Here is a 24,126-nt window from a genome sequence, read left to right as displayed (position 1 = left end):
AAAGTTAATCAACTTTTGCGGCTCGCTTTTCCCAGTGCTTTTTGATAACAATAACCAAACCGTTCTAAGGCATGATTGTAGATTACCTGAGAGCGAAACAGCAAGCTCAATTCCAACCTGAAATTATCTATCTCGTCTGTCCAGTGGGGTAGGTAGTAAGGATGCTTCCAGTAGGCGTAAAATCTACTCCTCGGCGTGAGATTAATGTTTAGTCGGATGGAAGCATCAACACCATAATAGCCAGAAATTACTGTAATTTGATGGGCGGAGTCGGACTCGAACCGACATGAGGGGCTGCCTCGCCACATTTTGAGTGTGGTGCGTCTACCAATTTCGCCATTCGCCCTTGGCATTAGCTTTATCATTATAACCCATTTTTGGCCCCTTTAACAAATTGTGATAATCGGGGGAACTAGCCCAACGATCGATTTCTCGCGCACGCAGGACGGGGAGGGGATGGGTTAACTGTTGGGTTTGCAAACCCTTTAACATTTCGCCCATTTCCGAGGCGCTGACGGCATCGTAGGACTTGGCCTGATCGATAAAAGCCTCTAAATTTAATAAAGGTGCGAGACTGGGGGAACCTCCGGCTAACTTCATTAACACCGACATGACGATTTTTGGGTCTTGAACTGCCAATAAAGCCGCTCGATCGCAGCTAAACTCGGCGCAGCGCACCCATGCTAACATTCTCTCCTGTAGGGATCGTGCTAACATTGTCCCCCAATTGGGCAGTAATCCCGCCGCTAGGACCATAATATTGGCTAAAGTGAGATAAACGCCGTGTTCACATTTGAGATGACCTAATTCGTGGGCCATTACCGCTTGAATTTCTGCGGGAGTCAGCATTTCGATTAGGGAAGTGTGCATCACCATAAACGGTTTTTTGCCGCGCATGGCGAAGGTATAGGCGTTAGGAACGGGGTTTTGTTGAATGTATAATTGAGGTGGTTCTAAGTCGAGAACTCGGCAAGCTTCTAGGAGTAGATTATGCAGGTCGGGTAATTGTTTTTCCCCCACCAAAACACTAGCAGCAATATTATTTAAGTAAAAGAATTCCTCAGCGACGGAACCTAATAAACTTCTCACGGCTATATCTAACCCAGGCAATTGTTTAAGGGAATTAGTGGCCTCTAGGTCGATGGGATGCCGAAAATCATTGGCTTTTAAGCCGAGTAATAACTGTTTTGATAATTCCATATTCTTATTCATTTAACCAAACTTTAACGCGTTCTAAACTTTTCCAATCGGGTTTTCTAGCTAAACCATCGGCGATATTTTCATCCACTTCTTGGCGAACTTCTTTGTTTAAACTAATTAATTGTTGCACCAGTTCGATATGTTCCCTAACTCCGGCGGTTTTGGTTTCCAACATAGCTAAAACCAAATTGATCCGGTTTTGGGGGGAAACTTTATCGAGTTTAACGGCTTTTTGGGCGGCTTTTAGGGCTAATTCCGGTTTATCGGTGAGCATATATAACCAAGCCAAACAGGACCAAACGACGGCATTTTTAGGAGTGCGATCGCTTAATTGTTTAAATTCCGGCAATAAACTGGCGGCGCTTTCTCCCTGTTGGTAGCGTTCTAAACCTTGTTCGAGGGTAAAATTGGCGATTTCTGTCATTTTCAGCTAGGGGGTTAATCAAGGAGCAAATCTAACGGTGATCGGCGTATTACACTGTTTTAGTACAATTTGCCTTTATTTAGTATTCTAGCAAAATTTGTCCCCTTGTCAGCAAAATTTTAAAAGACGATGCCGCGTTCTCGCCAGATCATCAATAGGCCACTCATCGAAACGAATAGCATCACTGCTTGTTTAAATTGCTGGGGACTCATTTTTTCTAAAACTTTTTGTCCTAACCAATTGCCCGGCCAGGCCGCTAATCCTAATAATAAACCGTAACCGAGAAAGGGCAGATGTAAAACTCCAAAAGCTGCGTAGGCGATTAATTTGGCCACATGAACTACTACCATGTGAACGGATTTCGTTGCCACCATTGGTTCTTTAACTAGCCCATAGTTGATATAAAACAGGTTCATCATCGGGCCGGTACTACCGACTAATCCTGAGAGGAAAGCGTAGATAAATCCCGAGGGCATAAAATACCAAGTTTTAATCTCAAAAAAAGGATTTTCTTCTTGGGGAAATAATTGTTTAAGCGAGGAGAAAACCAGAAAAATTCCCAAAACTAGCGGCAACCATTTGAATTGTAAATGGGCAAAGACAAAAGCGCCGAGGGTAGATCCGATAATTGCCCCGGGTAAATACCACACCGTCGAGGGCCAGTCAATGGCGCGCCAATACATTCCCATGCGTTGGACATTACCGATTAGCATCCCCGTGGTCAAAACTGGAGGAATGACGGCAGCATCGAGAAACCAACCTAAAACGGGGAGTAGAATCAGGGGGCTGCCCCCACCAGCAAGGCTACTAAAAAACCAAGCTAGACTACCTGCCAACATCAAGGTAACAATGATCATCGAGTTGTAAAGTTAATTCACAAAGAGTTACTTAATCTATTATGATATCTTCTTTTGGGTCTTCATCGGTATAATGCCATTCCACATTGGGCATAGCCTCGAAAGCTTGCCGGACGTAATCTTCCCAGAGTTTCCGCATTTTGGCTAGGTAGGGATCTCCTAGGCGCAATTGTAACTTATGACGTAGGCTTAGGCTATTAGCTTCATACATACTCAAATAGATAGGCGGTCCGACGGAAATATTCGATTTCATGGTCGAATCGATGGAAAGTAAGGCACATTTAGCCATTTCCTCTAGGGGTGTATCATAGGTAATAGTGCGATCAAGAATCGGTTTACCGTATTTAGTTTCACCTATCTGTAAAAAGGGCGTTTCTTTGGTGGCTTGAATATGATTTCCTTGGGGATAAATCAGGAATAATTGCGGTTCTTCTCCTTTAATTTGTCCCCCAAGAATAAACTTACATTTAAAATCAATATTATCTTTTTCTAGCCAAGTTCTTTCCCTAGCTTGTACTTGACGACTTTTATCACCGATATAGTGGGCGATATCGTAGAGATGAGTCAGAGAATGGAGATTTTTATCCTCTTGATTGTGCAGATCTCTTTTTAGTTCGTGAATCACTCCTTGGCTAATCGATAAATTGCCCGATGTACAGACCATAATTACTCTTTCTCCCGATACCGAAAAGTCAAATAATTTCCGATAGGCCGAGATATAATCGACTCCCGCATTCGTGCGAGAATCCGCCCCCATAACAATGCCAAAACGATTGATAATTCCTAAACAGTAAGTCATTTTCAGTAAACAGTAATCAGTGAACAGTAATTAGTAATCAGTAATCAGTAATCAGTAATCAGTAATCAGTAATCAGTAATCAGTAAACAGTAAACAGTAAACAGTAAACAGTAAACAGTAAACAGTAAACAGTAATCAGTAATCAGTAATCAGTAATCAGTAATTAGTAATTAGTAAACAGTAATTAGTGAAGAGTGAAGAGTGAGCGGTGAATAATATCATTTAAAGCTTAAAACTTAAAACTTAAAACTTTAATCTGATAACTAATCACTGATAACTGATAACTGATAACTGATAACTGATAACTGATAACTGATAACTAATCACTGATAACTGATCACTGATAACTGAATTAAGCCATAACCATACCACCATCGACGTTAAAGACTTGACCAGTGATATAAATAGCGGCGGGATCGGCGGCTAAAAAACGCACCATTCCGGCGACTTCTTCCGGTTTTCCATAACGGGAGAGGGGAATATATTTGAGAATTTCATCTGCTTTGAGGTCATGAGTCATATCAGTTTCAATAAAGCCGGGGGCCACGGCATTAACAGTGATGCCTCGACTGGCAAATTCTTTGGCTAAAGTTTTCGTTAAACCGATAACACCAGCTTTAGCGGCGCTGTAATTAGATTGACCCGGATTACCCATCAAACCGGATACAGAAGTGATGTTAATTATGCGGCCGCTTTTCTGTTTTAACATCAATTTACTGACGGCGCGAGTGCAGAGAAAAACTCCGGTTAAATTGAGATCGATGACCGCTTGCCAGTCTTCTAATTTCATTCTTAACATCAGGGTATCCCGGGTAATACCGGCATTATTAACTAAGACATCAATATGACCGAATTTTTCCTTGGTACTGTCCACTAAATTATCCACTTCTTCGCTTTTAGCCACATCTGCTTGTAGTGCTATTGCCTTTCCCCCGGCCGCGGTAATTTCTTCGACAACGGCATCGGCAGCACTGCTAGATTTAGCATAGTTCACCACTACAGTAGCACCCTGGCTGGCTAATTCCAAGGCGATCGCTTTACCGATCCCTCGCGAGGCCCCAGTTACTATGGCTACTTTGTCTTGTAAATGCTGGCATTCTGCGGGTAATAGTTTCATAATTTTCTGCATTCCCCAAATAATCGTCAAATCTCAAGAGAAAACTCTGTACTGATAACTTTGCTCAAAACACTTCATTATCTCACAAGCGGGTTAATCTGACCGCAGAAATCCTCAATCGCGATCGCTTTGTCCCGACTTTCCTGTATAGTATCAGGGAGAATTGGCCGCCACTAATTGATCGAGTTGTTGCTGCATCAAATAACAGACTTTCTCATAACATTCGCGTACATAACGGCGGTCCCGGGCCGCTTTTTTGCCGTAACGTTCAAAAATAATTGGGGGACAAACCCGCGTCTGTATCGATACGGGTAAGGGAATATTCGGCAAGGGACCGATAGCTAATCCCCAGGGTAAACCGAAATAGATGGGACAGGTCCCGGGGTCAATACCGAAGGGCCAAGGCATACCCTGTTTATGCAATTCTTTTAATTGAGGATAAATATCGTCGAGGACAAACAGGGTCGAGTGAGCGCCGTGGGAAATGGCGGGAATAATCGGCACTTCGTACTGTAAAGCTAGTTTAACAAAAGCTAGATTACCGGCAAAATGAATTTTATTTCTTAAACTGTGGGGACGGAAAACATCCGTAGCACCTCCTGGATAAATTAGTACACTAGCACCACTATTCAAAGCGGCGATCGCCATTTTCGGATGAGCATGAATGGCCCCCATTTGGGCCACTAGATGCGCTTGGGATGGAAAAACTCGCCAGACTCGCGAATCCATCAAACCATAGACTAAGCGATCGCTGCCAAAGCGTTGAAACCAATCATACATCATCATAAACATATCGGGAGCCGCTAAACCGCCGTTATGGGAGCCGATGAATAATACTTGTCCTGAGGGGGGAATATTCTCCCAACCATCGGTTTTGACGCGAAAATAATGGTGATAAAACCAATCCAGAAGGGGGACAAATTTTTCGATCACCTGCGGATCGCGATCCTCTAATGACCAACCCGTGAGGGTATCAACAGGGGCCTTGGCTGCTTGTAGGGATAATTCGGCAAAAGTGGCCGTAGATGAGACAAAAGAGCTAAAAATCTGCATTGATGCCAAGGGGATAATTTGAGCGCATCTTATTATCGCAAATTTCGCTTAAAAAACCCATCGTTTTAGAACGGCTTTCCTCGATAATTCTATCATTTTTAATGTCTAATCTTCACAGTTGAACCAATTTTTATCTAATAATTGCTCTAAACTGTAAGGACATTCTGAGGGAAAATCGCCAGAAAAACCAGTTTTTTGTTGAACATAATCGAAAGCATCCTGATAGATTATCGGTAATTCCTCAGCCAAATAATTCTGTAAATTCGTCGTTAAACATTTTCTTAATTGCGTGCGAAAACTGATAATTTCCGCTCGCCAATGATTCCGATTTATTTCTGCTTCTGTTGTCCAATATTGTAAAAGTAATAAATGCCTGATCACTTGTTCAAGTAAGCTACTGACTCGGTTTTTATCTCTTTTACTCAAGCTTTCTAATTCCTCAATTAAATGGATTACATCTAATTCATCTAAGCGATTTTCCTGGAGGAGTTTTATTGTTTCCTCTAACCAAAGATGTTGATCAATTTCGTAAAGTAGAGGCAGGGTTTCTCCTCCCTCTACTTGCCAGGGATTCTGATTTAAAGTTTTCATTGGGTTGTTGGCGGTTTTTAATAGGAAATAAGCACCCTCATATATATATTATGCCACTTTCTCCTAATTTTGATAGTGACACGGGAAAAATCACCGTCCCGCCAATTCTCGTTCATAGTATCATTAGTGCATAGCCAATTTTGTAGGGTGCGTTAACGTAGTGTAACGCACGTCTTTACTGACTCAAGCTATTAAAATATGTCGGATGACTTAAAGATTGGGTTTAATTTATAACTCTACCCAATTCTCTAAACTTAATCCTTCAACCCTCAATAAATCACTGCTATTATAAACAACAATTAAACTTTTAACTATAGCAGTAGCAGCAATTAAAATATCTTCTGTTTGTATGGGTAATCCTCTTAATCTAAGATGAGCATGAATTTCGGCTGCTTTTTATAAAATAGCTAAATCATCTAATAAAATAATTTGATAATCCTGAGAAAGTTTGTTAAATCTTTCTCTTTGTTTAGGTGCAGCAACTGCCAACAATCCCCTCTTAATTTCAAAATAAGTAATGCAACTGATAAAGATACTTTTTCTTTGAGCTTTGACATCTTCAATTTTTTGATAAACTTTAAGATCACGCTTAATAATCAAAGAAACGATATTAGTATATAACAAATAACTCATAATTACCTATTTACGCTTAATTGCTTCATCGAAAATAGCCATTTGTTCAGGAGTAAAATCGCCGCCAATTTTTGACAGGATTTCTGTGGACATAATAAAGCTACAATGCTCTTTCAATTCTGCCTCTGACATAGTGTTAAATTCCTCAAAAGGTAAATTTTTTTCAAATAATTCAACCAAATGTTTCACTATTTCTGAACAATTAAGCTCCTCTTTAAAGAAAGGACGATCTTCCATTAAAATAGAAACAACTTGCTCAATTCTCTTAATCATCGATTTTTGTCTGACATCAGTTGATAACATATTTATGCCGCCAGTAAATTTTCAATAATATTTATCAACTGCCAATATATCAAGTTTCTCGTGGTTATGCAACATCGTGAGTTCGATCTCGAATAGATCCCCGTAACGGTGTCTTGAGTGGGATGTATCACCATTCTCATCCGATGGTGATTTCTACCATGTCCAACCTCTTTGGGGTGAAGATGTCTTTATGGTTAAAAGACCCCAAGGGACGCACCTTGTCAGACGAGGACATATCACACTATCCTTATGATAGTAGTAACCTTAGCCGAAACCATGAAAACAATTAGTTTTAAAACCCATGTAGGAGAAGATGGAACATTACAAATATCTTTACCGCCTGAACTTAAAAACACAGATTTAGAAGTTACCTTAGTTTATCAGCCAATATCTCTAAAAGAACAAGAAGAAAAAACTACATTTAGCCAATGGCAAGAAGGCTTTTTTGAAGAAGTAATTGGCGGTTGGGAAGGTGAATTATTAGTAAGAGAAAAACAGCCAGATTATGAGGAAAGAGAACAACTACTATGACTTATCTGTTAGATACAAATGTTTGTATTAAGCTACTTAATAATAGTAGTTTGGCTGTTACTCATGAGTTAGCAAAACATCAGCCAGACGAGATTTATTTATCTACTGTGGTACAATTAGAATTATATTATGGGGCTTACAAAAGCAGTAGAAAAGAGCAAAATTTAGCAAAGCTAGAGCGTTTCTGTAATCAATTTAGTATTTTACCTTTTGACCAAAATTCTGCAATGGAAGAATTCGTTCTCAATTAAATCAATTAGGTATTCCTATCGGTGGTTATGATTTACAAATTGCAGCTCTTGCTATGGCTAATGAGTTAATTTTAATCACTCATAATATCCGTGAATTCAGTCGTATAGATGGTTTAAAATATGAAGACTGGGAGATTTAATTATGGCTAATACTATAAAATAACGTAAAATAGCGTTAAACTAGCTATAATTTTTGATACAGTATTAGCAGGATCTATTTAATTAAAAAACCTGCCTTTTGATGATTGACATTTCATCAACAATTTCACCAAATCTTTCGTGTTTGATTCTGATTCTTTCTCTGACTCGATAAACTTGACCATTGCTAGAATTAAAAATATCATAAATAAATGATGTTTCTGTTGGATCTTGACCGTAAGAAGAACACTTAAAAGCAATTTCTAATGAAGAAATAAAGCCTCTATATTCGACCCAATCTTCTTCTTGACAAGCTTCTATATAAGATAATTTATCGGATTTTAGATCGTATGTGAAATATCCAGTATCTACTGAACCCCAGTTATTAGCTAAATAGTATCGAGCTAAAATATAATTATTTTTTATATCGAAAGATATGGGTGTGAATATTATATATCCAGGAAATTTTTCTGAACGTAATTCAATCTTTTTTATTTCATTATTATTTTCAATAATAATCTTAATAGATAGAGTTTCCCTGTCCGTTGCTGGTTCACAAAATCCCGATGTATTTGTTTGATCTTCATCTTTTCCTATTCTTCTTAAAAACCCTTCAAAATAAACTTTTGTGCTAGAGTCATTTGATGCTAATTTTTCTGATTGATAGATCAATTCAACTACTCGATTACAATTATCTCCTTCCAAAGCTCGAATAGGAAAAGAAGCCTCATTCTGAGTATATCCATGACTAACCGTCGATAAAAAAAACGTCATAAATATTGCATTGCTCAAAATAGTTTTGTTCATATCATCTCAAGACAAATGTTTTTTCCTATTGATTAAGATAATATTTGAAGTTTTTTATCTAAGTGTTAATAATGACTGGTTGTGGTAATTGTAACACAGACAGACACCAAAGACAACTACTATAAAATAACTTTACATTTCTTTTATCACTTTTGGAAAATGCTATCCTTGTAGATGGGAAAAAAGAGCTAAAAATCTCCATTGATGACAAGTTGATAATTTAAGCGCATCTTATGATAGTCTAAATATTTTCTTAAAGATGGCAGTAGGAAAGAGCGATCAAGAATGATTAAGGATAAAAATCAGCAAACCTATAGAGACCCTAGTATTGTCGGTTATTATGCCCAATTAACCGCACTACAGCCAGCAGAAAAGACAATTTTAACCCTGCTGCAAGAGCGTTTATCAACCATGAAAATGCTTGATTTAGGGGTAGGTGCGGGACGGACTACGAAGTATTTTGCCCCTCTTGTGGGAGAATATATCGGTGTTGATTATTCTGCGGAAATGATCGCCGCTTGTCGTCAAAAATTCCCCCATTTAGTCTGGCAAGTGGCCGATGCTAGAAATCTAGAACAATTTGCCGATAATTATTTTGATTTTATTCTCTTTAGTTTTAATGGCATTGATTATATTTCCCCTGCTGACCGTTTTCTAGTTTTAGAGGAAATTAGCCGCATCGGTAAAACTGGCGGTTATTTTTGTTTTTCTAGTCATAATCTTCAGGGAATTATCCCAGAATTTGATTGGAAAAAAAAGATTAGTTTCAATCCTTTTAGTAGCTATGTAAATTTAGTCCTCTGGGTGATTTTGCGGGCCTGTAATCCCTCTCTTAGCTACCAACAGTTATTGACTGCTGACTATGCAATTATTCGGGATGAACCCCATAATTTTCGTCTCCAAAATTATTACGCCACCCCCAAAGAACAATTAAGACAGTTAAGGTCTTACTTTCAAGAGATTAAAATTTATTCTTGGAAAACCGGTCAGGAAATTAAGAGCGAACAAGAGTTAAATACTAATCTTGATCATTGGCTTTATTATCTCTGTGTTCTTCCCTAATAAGTAGCTAGACACAATTAATTATACATATCTAACTACCTCTTGCCTCTTGCCTGTTGCCTCTTGCCTATCCTAACCAAGAAGTTAATTTTGTCCCATTACTTATTATCCCGCTTTTTTGGGGGATATTGAAGTAATGCTTGGGCAAGATAATGACCGGTGTAGGATTTTTCACATTTAGCCACGGTTTCCGGTGTTCCCACCGCGATTAATTCTCCTCCCTTGTCCCCTCCTTCCGGTCCCAAATCAATAATCCAATCGCTACAGCGAATCACGTCGAGATTGTGTTCGATGACGATAATCGAATTACCTTTATCGACCAATCTTTGTAACACATCTAAGAGATGATGCACATCATAAAAAGATAATCCCGTAGTCGGTTCATCGATCAAATATAGGGTTTTTCCCGTGGCCCGTCGGGATAATTCGGCTGCTAATTTCACCCTTTGCGCTTCCCCACCGGATAAAGTGGGGGCGCTTTGACCGAGTTTACAGTATCCTAAACCCACATCCACAAGAGTTTGTAATCTGGTGGTGGCCCGGGGGACATTTTCAAAGACTTTTAATGCTTCCTCGATCGTCATATCTAAGACATCGGCGATCGAATAACCTTTATACTTAACCTGTAGGGTTTCCCGATTATAACGCGCCCCTTTACACACATCACACTGCACATAGACATCGGGGAGAAAATTCATCTCGATGACGTTTACCCCTTGGCCTAGGCAAGCTTCACAGCGTCCTCCTTTAACATTAAAAGAAAACTGCCCCGCTTTGTAACCTCTAGCTTTTGCTTCGATGGTTTCGGTGAAAATCTCGCGAATAATGTCAAAAACCCCCGTATAGGTGGCAGGATTTGACCGAGGAGTGCGTCCTATCGGTGATTGGTCAATGACAATTACTTTATCAACCGCGTCCAATCCTTCCACTTTATCTAACTCTTTGGGGAAGGGAGTTAAACGGGTTAAATGATGTTGTAAAGCTGGATATAATAACTCATTAATTAGGGTGGATTTGCCCGAACCAGATACTCCCGTAATCGAGACTAATTTTCCTAAAGGAATCGTTACATCAATATTTCTTAGGTTATTTTGATGGCAATTTTTTAAGACTAAAGCATTACCATTCCCATACCTTCTTTGGGGGGGGGTTTCAATAACTTTGCGTCCCGATAGGTAGGCCCCTGTTATCGATTTTTTCGACTTTAAAAGACTTTTAAAACTGCCTTGACAGATGATTTCTCCGCCATGAATCCCCGCTTTCGGACCGATATCGACCAAATAATCAGCTGCCCGAATCGTTTCTTCATCGTGTTCGACAACAATTAAAGTATTACCTAAATCTCGCAATCTTTGCAGGGTTTCTAACAGTTTACTATTATCTCTTTGGTGTAATCCGATGCTAGGTTCATCGAGAACGTATAATACTCCCGTTAATCCCGAACCGATTTGAGTGGCTAATCGAATTCGTTGGGATTCTCCCCCGGATAAAGTCATCGCTGGTCGATCGAGGGTAAGATAATCTAATCCCACATCGATTAAAAATTGTAGTCTCGCTTTGATTTCTTTGAGGGCTAATTCCCCAATTAATGCCTGTCTTGGGGTTAAATGACAATCATTAATTCTCTGCAAACAATCCCGAATGGGAACTCCGGTAAAATCCGTGATCGTATATTGTCCTAAACGTACCGATAAAGCTTCCGGTTTTAATCTTTTTCCGTGACAAACTTCGCAGGTTTGGTTAACAATATATTTCTCTAGTCTTTGTTTAATAACTTCCGAGGTGGTTTCTTGATAATTCCTATCTAAGATATTGATAACTCCCGCAAATTCTCGATAGTAACCGCGACCATTATCGTAACGGTAATCATCTTCAAAATAGATCGGTTCTTTACTCCCATAGAGAATGATATCTTGCTGGGTTTTTGTTAGTTTCTGCCAAGGGGTTTGAATTTCAAAACCTAAAGCTTGCCCTAAACCGTAGAGGAGAGAAAGATAGTAGGAATTATCCTTATCTGACCAGGGGGCAATAGCAGAATATACCGGTTGTTTCGGGTCGGGAATGACTAAATCTGCCGAAAATTTCCGTAAACTGCCCAATCCGTGACAGTTGGGACAAGCACCATAGGGAGAATTAAAAGAGAATAAACGGGGGGATAATTCTTCCATAACTGCCCCGTGTTCGGGACAGGCAAATTTCTCGGAAAAGACAATTTCTTTGGTAACTTCGGGATTATCTTCGTTATTCTCATCGAGAATTTCCACAATCGCTACACCATCGGAATGCTTTAAACAAGTGGTTAAAGAATCCACTAATCTTTCCTGTAAACCCTCTTTTTTGATCAGGCGATCAATAACAATTTCAATATCATGAAGATGTTTTTTATCTAACTCGATGCCCTCGGATAATTCTACTACCTTGCCGTCAATCCGCACCCGGGCAAAGCCTTGGGAGGCTAAACTAGAGATTAATTGCTTATGAGTGCCTTTTTTGCCGCGAATTACTGGGGCTAAGATTTGAAATCGGGTTTTATCGGCTAATTCCATCACTCGATCGCACATTTGATCGATGGTTTGGGGGGCAATATTGCGATCGCAATGGGGACAATGGGGTTCACCGGCACGACCGAACAATAAACGCAAGTAATCGTAAATTTCCGTTACAGTTCCCACACTAGAACGGGGATTGTGGGAAGTGGATTTTTGGTCGATGGAAATAGCCGGACTTAAACCCTCGATCGCATCCACATCGGGTTTATCTAATTGTCCTAAAAATTGGCGCGCATAGGCGCTGAGGGACTCCACATAGCGGCGCTGTCCCTCGGCAAAAATAGTGTCGAAAGCGAGGGAAGATTTGCCCGATCCCGAAACTCCCGTAAAAACAATCAACTGATTGCGGGGTAATTCGAGATCAACATTTTTGAGATTGTGTTGTCGGGCGCCACGGATACGGATTGAGTCAGTTTGAGCCATCGGACGGTGCTAAGTAGTCCTAAACAATCATAGCTTTGACGAATGGGTTTCAGCTACTAAGTAGGTAGGTGTTAAAAATTGTCAGACACCCCCCTTATTAAGGGGGGATTAAGGGGGGATCGGCACCCCCCTTATCAAGGGGGGAAGGGGGGGGAGCGAAGGCAAAATCTATCTTCTATTTAATTAAAACCACTTACTTAGAAAACCAGTCTTCTATCATATCAGAAGATTATCGGGGTTAAACCGCTCGTTCGAGAAACTCGCGCATATCTCGATCGGCCCCAGGACAACAGCTATGACTCGCTTCTTCTTCTAAATGGGCTAAAACTGGGCAATTAATTCGATAATCAGGTTCTTTTGACCGTTCTAGCCGCAATTCGTACACTTGTTTTTCCAGTTGTTCAATGCGGTCCACCAAAGCGCGAATAGCCACCGCTTCCGAGTCGGGTAAATCACCGTGTTCGAGAGGTTCCACCCGCGTCCCGGCGCGATAGATTAAACGACCGGGTACACCAACAACGGTACAATCAGCGGGAATATCGCGCAGGACCACAGAACCAGCACCGACGCGAACGTTATTACCCAGATAAATATTACCTAAAACCTTGGCCCCAGCGCCGACGACCACATTTTCCCCTAGAGTCGGATGACGTTTACCGCTTTCTTTCCCCGTCCCTCCTAAAGTAACTCCCTGATAGATGAGGGCATAATCACCGATAATGGCGGTTTCTCCGATGACAACTCCCATGCCATGGTCGATAAAAACACCCTGACCTATTTGGGCGCCGGGGTGAATTTCGATACCAGTCAGAAAACGGGCAAGATGGGAAATTAAACGGGGAATAAAAGGAATCCCGATCTGATATAGCCAATGGGCGAAGCGATGGCACAGTAAAGCCTGTAATCCGGGATAACAAAACAGTACCTCTAACCAGTTGCGGGCAGCGGGGTCACGTTCAAAAATGATCTTGAAATCGGCTAGGAGAGTAGATAACACGAGTCTTGATTCCATATTGATCGAGCTTATACTAAACCATGTTATCACTCCGGTAAATGAGCCGTTCAACTAAAAAGCGATCGAGTAAGCTGTTTTCCTAGATCGCTTTTACTGTTCTTGGCCAAATTTTGAAGATATCCTTAATTTCCCTCTTGTTTAATCTTCCTTTAACTTGGGGCTGAAAAAATGCGATTGTTTAGCCTTTTTTTGCAGGGTTTCAGCTAAAAATATGATTCATCCTATCTATCGTCACCATTGGAACTTTTTATTAACCTTGCTGTCAATTGCTGGCAGTATCAATATTGTTACCGAATCGGCCTCAGCTTTAAATATCACCCGATTGAGCAGTCTTGGCAATAGTACAAATGCTGCTAATAACTTCGGGGCAGAAATTCCCGCTTATGACCCCGCTAGTCGCAAATTATTCGTGACCGGTCCCAATAATCGTCTAGATATTGCCGATATCAGCAATCCCGATAGTCCTATTACCTTACCCTCGATCGATCTTAGCTCCTACGGTGCAGGGGTTAATAGCGTTGCCATCAAAAATGGTATCGTGGCCGTGGCCATGGAAGCTAGTCCGATTACCAATAACGGCAGTGTAGTATTTTTCAATACTAATGGTGTCTTTCAGAGTCAGGTTACTGTGGGTGCTTTACCAGATATGTTAACCTTTACTCCTGACGGTAATCGCGTTTTGGTCGCTAACGAGGGGGAAGCAGCTAACGGTGTCAATCCCGATGGTTCTATTAGTATTATTGACCTTAGCGCTGGTGTTCTCAATCCCACGGTCAACACCGCTACCTTTACCGGTTTTAATGGTCAAGAGAACGCTTTCAGAAATCAGGGAGTCCGCATTTTCCCTGGTCAAACGGTTTCCCAAGATGTGGAACCAGAATACATCACCGTTTCCGATGATGGAACCACTGCATGGGTGTCTCTACAGGAAAATAATGCTGTTGCCGTAGTCGATGTTGTTAAAGCTCAAGTCACCAGTATTGTACCCCTAGGAGCCAAAAATTTTAACGCACCGGGTAATGGTTTGGATCCTAGCGATCGAGATGGGGTAGTATTTGGAGGAGCGGCTAATTCCCCAGCAGTGAGAATTAATAATTGGCCGGTTTTTGGCTTATATCAGCCGGATACGATTGCCACCGTTACCATCGCCGGACAAACCTATTTAATTACTGCCAATGAAGGTGATACTAGAGATGAGGCTAGACGAGTTTCTACTCTAACTTTAGACCCCAATGCTTTCCCTAATGCGGCCAACTTGAAATTAACCCAAAATCTCGGCCGTTTAGATGTTTCCACCATCGACGGACTTAACGCCCAAGGTCAATATAGCCAACTTTTTGCCTATGGTGGTCGTTCTTTTTCGATTTGGAATGTCACTAATGGACTGTCCCAAGTCTTCGATAGTGGCGATGATTTTGAACAAATTTTAGCGGCTTTTTCGGCAACTCCCCTAACTGCTAGTATTTTTAATTCCGATGGTACTCCTAGCAGCTTCGATAGTCGTAGCGATAACCGCGGGCCGGAACCGGAAGGTTTAGCAGTGGGAACTGTGGGTAATCGTCTCTATAGTTTTGTGGGAATAGAAAGGGCTGGCGGTTTCATGGTTTATGATATCACCAACCCTAGTAATCCTTTGTTCACTAATTATATCAACGATTGGCAATTAGGCGATATCTCTCCCGAAGGATTATTATTTATTCCCGCTGCCGATAGTCCTAATGGTACTCCCCTGTTAATTGTTGCCAATGAAGTGAGTCGTAATGTGGCGATTTATTCCGTCAAACCTGTCCCAGAACCTAGCGCAGTTTTAGGATTAGTAACCCTCGGACTAGCTGGTTATAGTTTGAAAAAAAGAGGGAATTGCTAATTAGGGTTGGCTGAATAAATCTAAAAACCTTGTTGGGTAAGACTTTGAGACCTTTTTGAAATCCAAAAGTGCCAGGCATGGGAGTGATCAGGGGGAAAATTCAGGTACTTTTTCCCCGAAAATTAGGTAATTGACCCCCTGAAAATGGGTAAAACCCTACACCCTACACCCCACACCCCACCCCCCCGATGTCGGGGGGGTTGGGGGGGCCACACCCTGCCCCCACGAGAAACTTTTTCAGCAAACCCTAATCACATCCCGTAAAATGGTAGCGCCTCCGACCAATGGGGGCGTTTTCCCGTTTGCCAATCCAAATAGGCTAAATCGAGGATATCGGGGGCATTTATGCCTAAACAACTGGGTGTGGCTAATCTTTGATAGGGAATAGTTAAGTTTTCTAAAGTCTGCTGCCATTGTTCCAAAGTCATCAGGCTATCAGCTAAATAAACCCGATTACCCCGATAGATGCCCACATACAATTGTCCCCTAGTGGCGGGCATTTCTAGGGCTAGATGGGTATCGACGGGGTAAAAATCCCGTTGTGACCAAGCCAAGGCCGCTAAACTGGAGACGGTAAAAATCGGTAGCTGTAATTGTTGTGCTAGGGTTCTAGCGGTGACTATACCGATGCGGGTACTGGTAAAGCTACCCGGCCCCTTAGCGGTGGCTAGAAAGGCTAAATCAGCCCATTTTTGCGGGGCTAGGAACTGTTTTAGATAGGGGTGGAATAGGTTCGATAAATCCCTGTCTAAGTCCCAAGTTTGTTGACGACTATCATCGCTGAAATTAGAGATGGCTAGTCCTAGTTGGGGACTGCTGGTATGCAAGGCTAATCCGTAAACAGGGGAAGACAAGTCAATCTTTCTGTATTAGTAAGTTTTTATGGGTCGCCTGGGATTCGAACCCAAGACCAATCGGTTAAAAGCCGAGTGCTCTACCGCTGAGCTAGCGACCCTTTTCCGTGTTCTGCACACGATTTATCAATATAACATCTTATCGAGGCTAAGTCAAGGGGAAATTTAAATTTGATTGACTCGCATTTCCACGATCGCCTCGCGGCTACTCTGGGGTTCTAAGTAGGTCAATTGTTCGCCTGTGTTGAGGGCGTTGCGGGGGGCGCTCCAAGGTTCGAGACAGATATAATTTTTGTCTTTCAGGGTCCAAAAAACTAGAGTCGTATAGAGATCGTCGTAACTGAGGATAATTTGACGCTGATGATAGGAATCGCTAAAACTACTTTGATGGCGAGTAATTTGCGGAAAAGCAGCATCAATTTCTTCGAGATTAAAGTCAAAGTTGCCAGAGTAGGAATGGAGGGTTTTCGTTCGTTGGTCGAGGTATTGGGAGGAGGGAATATCAAAGGATAATCGGGTTTTATCGGTGACTTGAAAGTAGGGATGGAACCCGATAGAAAAGGGCATTTTTTCGGGGGAAAGATTAATTACTTTTTGGTGAATTTTGAGGCTGTTTCCTTGCAGTTGATAGGTAAAGATTAATTGAAAATCAAAGGGATAGACTTGACGAGTGGCTTCATTACTGTTTAATTCTAGGGTTAAACTAGCGGCGGTTTCGGTGCTTTGTTTGCTGACTTCCCAGGGTAAATCACGAGCAAATCCGTGTTGTTTCAGGGTATAGTTTCGGCCTTGGTGTTGATAGGTATTATCGGGTAAGTTGCCGCAGATAGGGAATAAAATCGGGACTCCTCCTCGCACACTGAGGTTAGGATATTTGAATCTTTCTGTGTCCAGATATAAAATATCTTCTCCGCAAATTTGCCAACGGGTGATGATTCCTCCCCTAGCGGGAACCACTTCCAGATAAGCATCAGCTTCTTCATCCTTGAGACAATAGGTAAGATATTGATTTTGGTTTTGAGTGATCGTAAAAGTCATTTCAGTTATCAGTTATCAGTTATCAGTTACCAGTGAATATCATCGGTCTTCGGTAGTTTGAAAGTTGAGATAGCCTAGGTTGAGATGAAAATTTGGGTAAGAAAATAGGCAATGGCGGCACTACCAACCGGTACAGTGAGATTATCTATACCTAGTTTCGAGAAAGTTTCTAGAATAGTAGCTCCGATCGCTGTTAATAAAGATACTAAAACAATTGGCGTATTAATGCCATTAATAAAAGATAAAATAATCAAGCTGACTAAAAAACTGATTGCTAACATAGTCAGGGAACCTTCCAGACTTTTGCCACTGCCGAAAATTTTGTAGGGATGTTGACCAAAATTTTGTCCGACTAGGGCCGCTAATCCGTCTCCCAAAGCCATAATTAAAATACCCATTGCCGCATATTCGGGGTGAGAAATTGGCCAAAAACAAGCCACGAGAACACCGATACTCACAGCATAAAAAAAAGTTCCCCAACTGCGGCGACCGACACTATTAAGACTGGGTAAAATGGGTAAAAAATAGGATAGGATAGCGATAGCTGCCGCTAGGATGGCCGCACTTATTCCCACCGAAGCGGGGATATTTAACCACCAGGCAAAAAGGATGACGTTTCCCGTGCCAATGTGGACAACCTTGCGGGTAATTTCGCCATCGGTACTGAAAACCCTTTTTAATTTTTCAGCGATCAGAATCAGAACAGCTAGGTAACAGGCGACTAAACCGATCGAAAATAGGAGAGAGTGGGATAGTTCCACGTGGCAAAAGCGAAAATTGACTATCTATTTAGTTTAGGCGATCGAGGTGACATTGATGAAAGGAATTTTTATTGGTTTAATTAAGGGATATCGACGGTTTATTTCGCCGCTCTTTCCCCCTTCCTGTCGTTTTCAACCCACCTGTTCCCAGTATGCCATGGAAGCGATCGAGCGCTTTGGTGTGGTGCGCGGTTCTTGGTTGGCAATTAAGCGTATTCTCCGTTGTCATCCTTTTCACCCCGGAGGTTACGATCCTGTGCCTCCCTGTCACCACAAGCACGATTAAAAGCCAAAAACCCTGCCTATTTTCTTTGGGGAAAACGCTCGATATCGGCGATACCATAAAAGATAATCTGTTTATCTTTTAAACGTAGTCGATCGACTCTTAATTGAGTACCATCGAGAGCAAATTTATCTAAATCCATAAGGTTGTTAACATGGCTGATTAAAGCTTCTCCTAAAGCTTTCGATCTTTCGTCGCCTTGGTAAACCACCTCGACAAATTGAATTTTTCGCCGTTCTTCCACAACCACAGCAGTGGTCATTTCTAGAAGAATTGGTTCTTCTTCTCCCAATTTAATTAGACTTTTCAGAGTTAAAGTTTTATCGTCATTGAGAATTAATTCCGTGTTCTGACAGTGAATTGATTTACCTTCGTACTCTAATCTTTGCAGTTTTTCGACAATAAAAGGTGTATTAAAAGAGGTGGTTAAGTCTTCTTCCGTTAAAACTACCCGCAAAGTGGCTCGCGTCGGTTGACGGAGTTTCACCTGTCCGGTAAAAATGGCACTAAAATCGATCGCCACCGCTTGCACATACAATTCCATGGCTTCGATGCGTAGGCCATTGTACATCAGCATCGACTGACCGATAAAGTCAAAACCGTCGATACTGCCTTGCAGTAATTTGGCTACGGGTTCGGCGCGGACAGTCGCTGTCAGCTTGCCTGTGCGTTTGAATAATGCAGCGATCGCAGCACTCACCACTTTACTGATGAGTTGATCGCCGCTCTGATTGGGAAAAGGTAAGCTACCAAACACGCCTGCTGTCATATCTCTCATAGGTGGGACTGCAACGATCTTAACATTATTTAAAGTTTCTTTACATCTCGTTTTATTAATCAGGATGATAAGCAATCCGTATGATTCTGTAGAGGTTATAAATTTTTAGCGGTCTATCCCGTGCTAGGGGATAGGATAGAAAAGTGCTACTATCCCAGTGATATAGCGTTTTTCACTTAGAAAATCGGGGTTAAAAACGTGGTTGCCATTTCAGATCAACAACAGTTAGCCGCTACCCACAACCACAGCGATCGAGTGGCGGTATTATTGATGGGATACGGGGAAGTGGAGAGTTACGAGGACTTTGCCAACTATAATGAACAGGCCTTAAATCTGCTGACGGCTAAGTTCGCTCCTGTACCGACTTGGGTTTATCCTCCCCTAGCGAAATTATTGGCCATATTTGACCTACACGAATGGCAGCACCAGCATAATCACTTTATTTCGCCCCATAACCACATTTTCGAGCATCAAAGACAGGAAATCGAGCGCAATTTACAGGCAAAATGGGGTAATCGGGTGGAGGTATTCAAAGCGTTTAACTTCTGCGCGCCTTTTTTACCGGCACAAGTATTAACGGAAATCCGCGATCGGGGATTCGAGAAAATTTTGATCTATCCTCTCCTCGTTGTTGATTCTATCTTTACCAGTGGCATTGCGATCGAACAAGTTAACAAAGCTTTAGCTCAAGGACAAACGGGGGAACATTGGGTCAAAGGATTGCGCTATATTCCCTCGTTTTATAACCAACCCGCTTATATAGATTTAATGGCGCGGTTAGTGGAAGAAAAAATCGCTGCCGAGGTAGCTAGTAGCTGTCTTCCCTCGCAAATTGGCATTATTTTGATGAATCACGGTTGTCCCCACGAAGCTAAGGGATTTACGTCAGGAATCGATGAAAGTCAAGCTTTATACGAGTTGGTCCGGGAAAAATTAATCTATCGTTATCCCTTGATTTCTGTGGGTTGGTTAAATCACCAAACCCCCTTAATTAAATGGACGCAACCGAATGCAGAGTTAGCGGCGAAGAATTTAATCGAATTGGGGGCAAAAGCCTTAATTTTCATGCCGATTGGCTTTGCTACGGAAAATCACGAAACTTTACTGGATGTGGAGCATATTATCGAAGCTTTACGCCGCAAACACGACCAAGTTAATTATGTGCAGATGGCCTGTGTCAACGATAACCCCGAATTTTGCCAGATGGCTGCCGATTGGGCCCGGGAACATATCGAAGCTTTGATATCACAAGAGGCTTTATCTGTCAATAGTTCTGTAACAATTCCTCACATTCATTCCGATCACCATCATCACCACCACGGACATCACCATCATCATTAGGCTTGGACGGCGAAAATCAGTCCTACCACTTGTCACGTTTGGAAGTATGATCTATAATTGTGCTTTCTTGGGTACGTAGCTCAATGGATAGAGCATCCGCCTTCTAAGCGGACGGTTGTAGGTTCGATCCCTACCGTACCCGTTATTGCCGACTAGGGAGCGGATAGGCTGTTTTCAAGTCAGCTAAATCCTCTAACCCAACTGGGTTGATTTCTGCTGTCTCGGTGTGAGAGGAGGAGGGGGATTTTTCTGCCGTTTCCCCCTCATAACTAAGATAGGATTAGTTTTTGCGGTAAAAAACCTTACTGCCTTGGTCACTGACAAAATGACAATTGCGGTAGGACCGCCAGAGAGACTTGAAAATCGGTTCTTTCGAGACGCGATAATAGTCTCCTAAGACGGGACGGATAGCCTCGGTTGCTTCTTGGAGATGATAGTGGGGAATAGTGATAAAAATGTGATGGGCGACGTGAGTACCAATTTGGTGATGGATGGGATTAAAGATGCCATAATCGCGATCGATGGTAGAAAGCGCCCCTTTGAGAAAGTACCAATCTTGACCGCGATACCAGGGAATATCATCTTCGGTGTGGTGTAGGAATGTCACCAGGTCTAACCAAACCACAAAGACGATATAGGGCATGATGTAGTAGTTAAACAGAAACCAAAAGCCGTAGCTGATACCCACCCCGATTAATAGACCTAACATAAAGGTACAGCAAACGGTGCTAGTCAGTACCTGCCAGCGTTCCGAGGGGCGAAAGAGGGGGCTTTCGGGCATAAAATGGGACCCCTGTTTATTAGGGGAACGACGGAAAAGATAGAGGGGGTAAACGAATAAAATTAGCTGAAAACGAGCTAATTTTTCGTACCAAGCCATATTGTTATACTGGGTTTCCGTGACGGGATACCAACTTTCATCGGTGTCGATATTGCCGGTATTAGCGTGATGGGTGCGATGACTGATGCGCCAACCGTGGAAAGGTACGAGAATGGGAGTATGACTGAGATGACCGATTAAGTTATTTAACCAACGATAACGGGAAAAGGAACCGTGACCGCAATCATGACCGACAACAAATAAGGCCCAAAACATGGTTCCCTGCATAAACCAAAAAAGGGGGAAGAACCATGCTTGATTAATCTGGTAAGTTATCCAGTAAAGCAGGGTAATGATGCCAATATCAAAAAAAAAGTAAGCTAAAGAGCGAAAAACGCTTGATTGGAAGCAACGGGCCGGGATAGCTAGACGGACATCCTGTAGGGTAAATGGCAAAAATTCTCTTTTTAGGGAGGGTTTAGGTAGGGTTTGGGACACTAGGTTATAACTCAAGATAGATGACAGAGCAGTATTGACGAAGGCTTGAGTAGCTCAAGTTTTCTGTTTCTCGATGCGCTATCTTTTCTCTGTCTCAGCTAGGAGCAGATAAGACCGAGCGATCGAGAGAATTTCGTCTAACTCCCTAGGATTTTATTCTAGGGCTTAATGTAACTTAACAAAAGCCCCTAGGGAAAGTCAATCACATTCTCCCCCTGTCTGTCCATCTGTCCCCCTGGGCATTTAGTACAAAAATATCTGAGAAAATAGATAAGACTCTCGGTTATTCAATCAACATTATGAACCAGTTACCGATTCGTCCAGCTAACAAAAATTTTACCCATAGTTGCTTGACTTTTGCCGATTTTTATGCGGGAATTGGTGGCTTTCGTCTCGGTCTTGAACAAATCGGTTGGCAATGTGTTTTTAGCAACGAAAATAACCCAGATTGTGTGAAAACCTACAATCACAATTTTCATGAATCCATAAAACCGCAAGATGTTGAAGCTTTAATTCCTAGCTTACTTCCCGATTTTGAGGTTTTTTGTGGGGGATTTCCCTGTCAGCCATTTTCCAGAGCAGGACAACAAAAAGGTTGGCAAGACAGTCGCGGACTAGCCATTCAGGAAATTCTCAGAATTTGCCATGAAAAAAAGCCTAAAGTTATCTTTCTTGAAAATGTTAGTAATATCGTGCGCTTAAATCAAGGGCAGATATTAAAAGATATATTAATCCAGTTAAAAGAAATAAATTATCTGGCTTTTTATGCAGTTATCGATAGTAAATACTTCCAAATTCCTCAATCAAGACCTCGCTTTTTTTTATTGGCTTTCCGCAAGGATTTAGGAATTAAAAACTTTCAATTTCCCCAACCTTGCCATGCAGAAGTGGGTATTGAAAAAATTATTGTTCCGGGAGATTATTCAATTCCCATATCGGAAAAATGGCAGCAGTATATTGATTATTATGCTGGCAGAATTACTGCCGAACAATTATCTTTTCAACTGCCAAAAACAAGAATAAGTATTGAAAGGGCAAGTGTTAATGTAGATTATGATAATTGTATTTATCAAATGAGATCTAGTGGCATCCGAGCAATTTCTATCCAAAAACCCTTTCCTACTTTTGCGGTTAGTGTTAGCGGTGGTGGTGCCATGATTCCAGTGTATAGCAAGGAAAGAAGACATTTAAGTCTCTTAGAAATAAAAAGATTAATGGGATTTCCCGATGATTATTATTTTCCTGTTTCTCGCACCGCTGCTATTAAACAACTTTCTAACGCTGTCTGTCCCCCAGTCATTAAACATATTGGTATAAATATTACTAAATCACTCAATTAGCTCGATTTAGCCGGTCTTCAATATTTTCTTGACTGGGGAAAATAATCTTAGTTACTTCAGGAAAAGCTAAGACACATTCTGAACATTTATCAGGAGCATAGTTACAAAGATTACAGATTTGCCATTTGCATTTATTACAATAGAAGCAGAGAGCTTGAAAATTGTCATCGGCACTATTTCCACCTTTTTCTACGGGAATCCGATGATCCCAAACTAAACGCACTCGATCCCTAGCATAGGTATTTTGATTGATATTTTCTTTCTTTTTAAGAATTGAGCCACAAAAATTACATTTATTTTTTTGTTGTTCTAAGATATTTCTCTGAATTAGGGATGAGGGAGGTGTTCTAATCGGTGGTTTAGTAGTGGTAAAAAGTCGTTGATGATCGGAACTATCTAAAATATATTTTTGACTGCCTAATCTTTTTTGTCCTGGAGGATCAGAAATAAAATTAAATCCCTCTTCATTCCAAAGTTCGCTAAAGGGTTTATTAGCATCAGCATAGGAATCTTGAATTAAATTTTCAGGAATTTTACCCTTGAGTATAGTTTTTATCTCTTGCAAATTATTGGTCGCATTAGTTAGATCGCTCTCACAACCTTCTCCATACCTAATCAGAGTTAGCAAAGCAGCAATAGTTCTTTTTTTATATAAAATAATTACTCTGTTATCATTAAAGATAATTAAATATCCTTTTCCTTGAGTATTCTTGGTAATTTCCCTAATATCTTCTAACTTGATCCCACTCATCTTAATACCTCTAGAAATTACAGATAATTGGCTGTTAAAACC

The 24,126-nt window shown here is 41.3% G+C and carries 24 protein-coding genes, 3 tRNA genes and 1 pseudogene; 8 read left to right on the top strand and 20 right to left on the bottom strand.

Annotated features, from left to right (window positions below; translation table 11 throughout):
- Window positions 1-261: 261 nt before the first annotated feature.
- The 10 genes and pseudogenes from RAM70_RS08730 to RAM70_RS08685 all read right to left on the bottom strand — a co-directional run bounded on the left by RAM70_RS08730 (window position 262) and on the right by RAM70_RS08685 (window position 6,977).
- A tRNA-Leu gene (locus RAM70_RS08730) sits at window positions 262-346 on the bottom strand.
- Complete coding sequence (locus RAM70_RS08725) at window positions 325-1,212, bottom strand: M48 family metallopeptidase (RefSeq protein ID WP_190357145.1); 888 nt, start codon at window positions 1,210-1,212, stop codon at window positions 325-327. The genes RAM70_RS08730 and RAM70_RS08725 overlap by 22 nt, the downstream gene beginning before the upstream one ends.
- Window positions 1,205-1,624, bottom strand: coding sequence for a tetratricopeptide repeat protein (locus RAM70_RS08720; RefSeq protein ID WP_312673319.1), 420 nt, complete (start codon window positions 1,622-1,624; stop codon window positions 1,205-1,207). The genes RAM70_RS08725 and RAM70_RS08720 overlap by 8 nt, the downstream gene beginning before the upstream one ends.
- A gap of 119 nt (window positions 1,625-1,743) precedes the next feature.
- A complete protein-coding gene (locus tag RAM70_RS08715; protein WP_312673318.1) occupies window positions 1,744-2,481 on the bottom strand; it encodes a sulfite exporter TauE/SafE family protein in 738 nt (245 codons plus the stop codon).
- 31 nt (window positions 2,482-2,512) lie between these two features.
- The gene (locus RAM70_RS08710; protein ID WP_002782847.1) at window positions 2,513-3,280 is read right to left on the bottom strand and encodes a proteasome-type protease; all 768 of its coding nucleotides are present in this window, start codon (window positions 3,278-3,280) and stop codon (window positions 2,513-2,515) included.
- 352 nt (window positions 3,281-3,632) lie between these two features.
- Window positions 3,633-4,409: a 3-oxoacyl-[acyl-carrier-protein] reductase gene (gene fabG, locus RAM70_RS08705; protein ID WP_002782849.1), complete on the bottom strand. Its 777-nt coding sequence runs from the start codon at window positions 4,407-4,409 to the stop codon at window positions 3,633-3,635.
- A 141-nt stretch (window positions 4,410-4,550) separates the two neighbouring features.
- Window positions 4,551-5,450 carry a lysophospholipid acyltransferase family protein gene (locus tag RAM70_RS08700; RefSeq protein ID WP_045362246.1) on the bottom strand — a complete coding sequence of 300 codons (900 nt, stop codon included), beginning with the start codon at window positions 5,448-5,450 and terminating at the stop codon, window positions 4,551-4,553.
- 105 nt (window positions 5,451-5,555) lie between these two features.
- Window positions 5,556-6,041 carry a DUF29 domain-containing protein gene (locus RAM70_RS08695; RefSeq protein WP_287999788.1) on the bottom strand — a complete coding sequence of 162 codons (486 nt, stop codon included), beginning with the start codon at window positions 6,039-6,041 and terminating at the stop codon, window positions 5,556-5,558.
- Between the two features lie 228 nt (window positions 6,042-6,269).
- Window positions 6,270-6,674 (bottom strand): annotated as a pseudogene (locus RAM70_RS08690) (PIN domain-containing protein).
- Window positions 6,675-6,680: 6 nt separating this feature from the next.
- Window positions 6,681-6,977, bottom strand: coding sequence for a hypothetical protein (locus RAM70_RS08685; RefSeq protein WP_002804618.1), 297 nt, complete (start codon window positions 6,975-6,977; stop codon window positions 6,681-6,683).
- A gap of 276 nt (window positions 6,978-7,253) precedes the next feature.
- Here RAM70_RS08685 and RAM70_RS08680 point away from each other — a divergent pair, with 276 nt between their 5' ends.
- Both RAM70_RS08680 and RAM70_RS08675 read left to right on the top strand, forming a co-directional pair.
- On the top strand, window positions 7,254-7,508 hold the full coding sequence (locus RAM70_RS08680; RefSeq protein ID WP_045362322.1) for a hypothetical protein: 255 nt from the start codon (window positions 7,254-7,256) through the stop codon (window positions 7,506-7,508).
- A complete protein-coding gene (locus RAM70_RS08675; protein WP_312673313.1) occupies window positions 7,505-7,759 on the top strand; it encodes a type II toxin-antitoxin system VapC family toxin in 255 nt (84 codons plus the stop codon). Before RAM70_RS08680 ends, RAM70_RS08675 begins: the two co-directional genes overlap by 4 nt.
- 222 nt (window positions 7,760-7,981) lie before the next feature.
- On the opposite strand, the gene RAM70_RS08670 is transcribed toward RAM70_RS08675, so the two are convergent.
- Window positions 7,982-8,704, bottom strand: coding sequence for a hypothetical protein (locus RAM70_RS08670; protein WP_042790633.1), 723 nt, complete (start codon window positions 8,702-8,704; stop codon window positions 7,982-7,984).
- Between the two features lie 285 nt (window positions 8,705-8,989).
- Here RAM70_RS08670 and RAM70_RS08665 point away from each other — a divergent pair, with 285 nt between their 5' ends.
- Entirely contained in the window at window positions 8,990-9,766 is a 777-nt protein-coding gene (locus RAM70_RS08665; protein ID WP_108935313.1) for a class I SAM-dependent methyltransferase, read from the top strand.
- 98 nt (window positions 9,767-9,864) lie between these two features.
- On the opposite strand, the gene uvrA is transcribed toward RAM70_RS08665, so the two are convergent.
- Together uvrA and cysE are read right to left on the bottom strand one after the other, a co-directional pair.
- Window positions 9,865-12,738, bottom strand: coding sequence for an excinuclease ABC subunit UvrA (gene uvrA / locus RAM70_RS08660; protein WP_312673307.1), 2,874 nt, complete (start codon window positions 12,736-12,738; stop codon window positions 9,865-9,867).
- Window positions 12,739-12,976: 238 nt separating this feature from the next.
- Window positions 12,977-13,750 (bottom strand): serine O-acetyltransferase, encoded by a 774-nt coding sequence (gene cysE, locus RAM70_RS08655; RefSeq protein WP_045362264.1) that lies wholly within the window; start codon window positions 13,748-13,750, stop codon window positions 12,977-12,979.
- Window positions 13,751-13,964: 214 nt separating this feature from the next.
- On the opposite strand from cysE, the gene RAM70_RS08650 reads away from it, so the two are divergent.
- The gene (locus RAM70_RS08650; protein WP_312673305.1) at window positions 13,965-15,620 is read left to right on the top strand and encodes a choice-of-anchor I family protein; all 1,656 of its coding nucleotides are present in this window, start codon (window positions 13,965-13,967) and stop codon (window positions 15,618-15,620) included.
- Between the two features lie 251 nt (window positions 15,621-15,871).
- Here RAM70_RS08650 and tsaB read toward each other — a convergent pair whose 3' ends face one another.
- The 4 genes from tsaB to RAM70_RS08630 all read right to left on the bottom strand — a co-directional run bounded on the left by tsaB (window position 15,872) and on the right by RAM70_RS08630 (window position 18,273).
- Window positions 15,872-16,474, bottom strand: a complete 603-nt coding sequence (tsaB, locus tag RAM70_RS08645; protein ID WP_045362270.1) for a tRNA (adenosine(37)-N6)-threonylcarbamoyltransferase complex dimerization subunit type 1 TsaB — start codon at window positions 16,472-16,474, stop codon at window positions 15,872-15,874.
- Window positions 16,475-16,503: 29 nt separating this feature from the next.
- Window positions 16,504-16,575 (bottom strand) — tRNA-Lys (locus RAM70_RS08640).
- 64 nt (window positions 16,576-16,639) lie between these two features.
- The gene (locus RAM70_RS08635) at window positions 16,640-17,512 is read right to left on the bottom strand and encodes an aldose epimerase family protein (protein WP_045362273.1); all 873 of its coding nucleotides are present in this window, start codon (window positions 17,510-17,512) and stop codon (window positions 16,640-16,642) included.
- Between the two features lie 74 nt (window positions 17,513-17,586).
- Window positions 17,587-18,273 carry a diacylglycerol/polyprenol kinase family protein gene (locus tag RAM70_RS08630; RefSeq protein WP_045362278.1) on the bottom strand — a complete coding sequence of 229 codons (687 nt, stop codon included), beginning with the start codon at window positions 18,271-18,273 and terminating at the stop codon, window positions 17,587-17,589.
- A gap of 55 nt (window positions 18,274-18,328) precedes the next feature.
- On the opposite strand from RAM70_RS08630, the gene yidD reads away from it, so the two are divergent.
- Entirely contained in the window at window positions 18,329-18,559 is a 231-nt protein-coding gene (gene yidD, locus RAM70_RS08625) for a membrane protein insertion efficiency factor YidD (protein WP_045362281.1), read from the top strand.
- Window positions 18,560-18,575: 16 nt separating this feature from the next.
- On the opposite strand, the gene RAM70_RS08620 is transcribed toward yidD, so the two are convergent.
- A complete protein-coding gene (locus RAM70_RS08620; RefSeq protein WP_008202228.1) occupies window positions 18,576-19,334 on the bottom strand; it encodes an LmeA family phospholipid-binding protein in 759 nt (252 codons plus the stop codon).
- Between the two features lie 198 nt (window positions 19,335-19,532).
- Here RAM70_RS08620 and RAM70_RS08615 point away from each other — a divergent pair, with 198 nt between their 5' ends.
- Both RAM70_RS08615 and RAM70_RS08610 read left to right on the top strand, forming a co-directional pair.
- On the top strand, window positions 19,533-20,675 hold the full coding sequence (locus tag RAM70_RS08615) for a ferrochelatase (protein WP_045362284.1): 1,143 nt from the start codon (window positions 19,533-19,535) through the stop codon (window positions 20,673-20,675).
- A gap of 69 nt (window positions 20,676-20,744) precedes the next feature.
- A tRNA-Arg gene (locus RAM70_RS08610) sits at window positions 20,745-20,817 on the top strand.
- 138 nt (window positions 20,818-20,955) lie between these two features.
- On the opposite strand, the gene RAM70_RS08605 is transcribed toward RAM70_RS08610, so the two are convergent.
- A complete protein-coding gene (locus RAM70_RS08605; RefSeq protein WP_287999783.1) occupies window positions 20,956-21,993 on the bottom strand; it encodes a fatty acid desaturase in 1,038 nt (345 codons plus the stop codon).
- 299 nt (window positions 21,994-22,292) lie between these two features.
- Here RAM70_RS08605 and RAM70_RS08600 point away from each other — a divergent pair, with 299 nt between their 5' ends.
- Window positions 22,293-23,333, top strand: a complete 1,041-nt coding sequence (locus RAM70_RS08600) for a DNA cytosine methyltransferase (RefSeq protein ID WP_045362308.1) — start codon at window positions 22,293-22,295, stop codon at window positions 23,331-23,333.
- On the opposite strand, the gene RAM70_RS08595 is transcribed toward RAM70_RS08600, so the two are convergent.
- Window positions 23,326-24,084, bottom strand: a complete 759-nt coding sequence (locus tag RAM70_RS08595) for an HNH endonuclease (protein WP_312673291.1) — start codon at window positions 24,082-24,084, stop codon at window positions 23,326-23,328. The two genes, RAM70_RS08600 and RAM70_RS08595, sit on opposite strands and share 8 nt — an antisense overlap.
- Between the last annotated feature and the right edge of the window lie 42 nt (window positions 24,085-24,126).

Source organism: Microcystis wesenbergii NRERC-220 (genome assembly GCF_032027425.1).
Lineage (GTDB): Bacteria > Cyanobacteriota > Cyanobacteriia > Cyanobacteriales > Microcystaceae > Microcystis > Microcystis wesenbergii_A.
The sequence above is the reverse complement of the archived record's forward strand: the minus strand, read 5'-3'. Positions and strand labels throughout refer to the sequence as shown.

Coding starts and splice junctions, on each gene's coding strand:
- RAM70_RS08725 (WP_190357145.1), bottom strand. CDS start 1,212: ATGAATAAGAATATGGAATTATCAAAACAGTTATTACTCGGCTTAAAA.
- RAM70_RS08720 (WP_312673319.1), bottom strand. CDS start 1,624: ATGACAGAAATCGCCAATTTTACCCTCGAACAAGGTTTAGAACGCTAC.
- RAM70_RS08715 (WP_312673318.1), bottom strand. CDS start 2,481: ATGATCATTGTTACCTTGATGTTGGCAGGTAGTCTAGCTTGGTTTTTT.
- RAM70_RS08710 (WP_002782847.1), bottom strand. CDS start 3,280: ATGACTTACTGTTTAGGAATTATCAATCGTTTTGGCATTGTTATGGGG.
- fabG (WP_002782849.1), bottom strand. CDS start 4,409: ATGCAGAAAATTATGAAACTATTACCCGCAGAATGCCAGCATTTACAA.
- RAM70_RS08700 (WP_045362246.1), bottom strand. CDS start 5,450: ATGCAGATTTTTAGCTCTTTTGTCTCATCTACGGCCACTTTTGCCGAA.
- RAM70_RS08695 (WP_287999788.1), bottom strand. CDS start 6,041: ATGAAAACTTTAAATCAGAATCCCTGGCAAGTAGAGGGAGGAGAAACC.
- RAM70_RS08685 (WP_002804618.1), bottom strand. CDS start 6,977: ATGTTATCAACTGATGTCAGACAAAAATCGATGATTAAGAGAATTGAG.
- RAM70_RS08680 (WP_045362322.1), top strand. CDS start 7,254: ATGAAAACAATTAGTTTTAAAACCCATGTAGGAGAAGATGGAACATTA.
- RAM70_RS08675 (WP_312673313.1), top strand. CDS start 7,505: ATGACTTATCTGTTAGATACAAATGTTTGTATTAAGCTACTTAATAAT.
- RAM70_RS08670 (WP_042790633.1), bottom strand. CDS start 8,704: ATGAACAAAACTATTTTGAGCAATGCAATATTTATGACGTTTTTTTTA.
- RAM70_RS08665 (WP_108935313.1), top strand. CDS start 8,990: ATGATTAAGGATAAAAATCAGCAAACCTATAGAGACCCTAGTATTGTC.
- uvrA (WP_312673307.1), bottom strand. CDS start 12,738: ATGGCTCAAACTGACTCAATCCGTATCCGTGGCGCCCGACAACACAAT.
- cysE (WP_045362264.1), bottom strand. CDS start 13,750: ATGGAATCAAGACTCGTGTTATCTACTCTCCTAGCCGATTTCAAGATC.
- RAM70_RS08650 (WP_312673305.1), top strand. CDS start 13,965: ATGATTCATCCTATCTATCGTCACCATTGGAACTTTTTATTAACCTTG.
- RAM70_RS08635 (WP_045362273.1), bottom strand. CDS start 17,512: ATGACTTTTACGATCACTCAAAACCAAAATCAATATCTTACCTATTGT.
- yidD (WP_045362281.1), top strand. CDS start 18,329: ATGAAAGGAATTTTTATTGGTTTAATTAAGGGATATCGACGGTTTATT.
- RAM70_RS08620 (WP_008202228.1), bottom strand. CDS start 19,334: ATGAGAGATATGACAGCAGGCGTGTTTGGTAGCTTACCTTTTCCCAAT.
- RAM70_RS08600 (WP_045362308.1), top strand. CDS start 22,293: ATGAACCAGTTACCGATTCGTCCAGCTAACAAAAATTTTACCCATAGT.
- RAM70_RS08595 (WP_312673291.1), bottom strand. CDS start 24,084: ATGAGTGGGATCAAGTTAGAAGATATTAGGGAAATTACCAAGAATACT.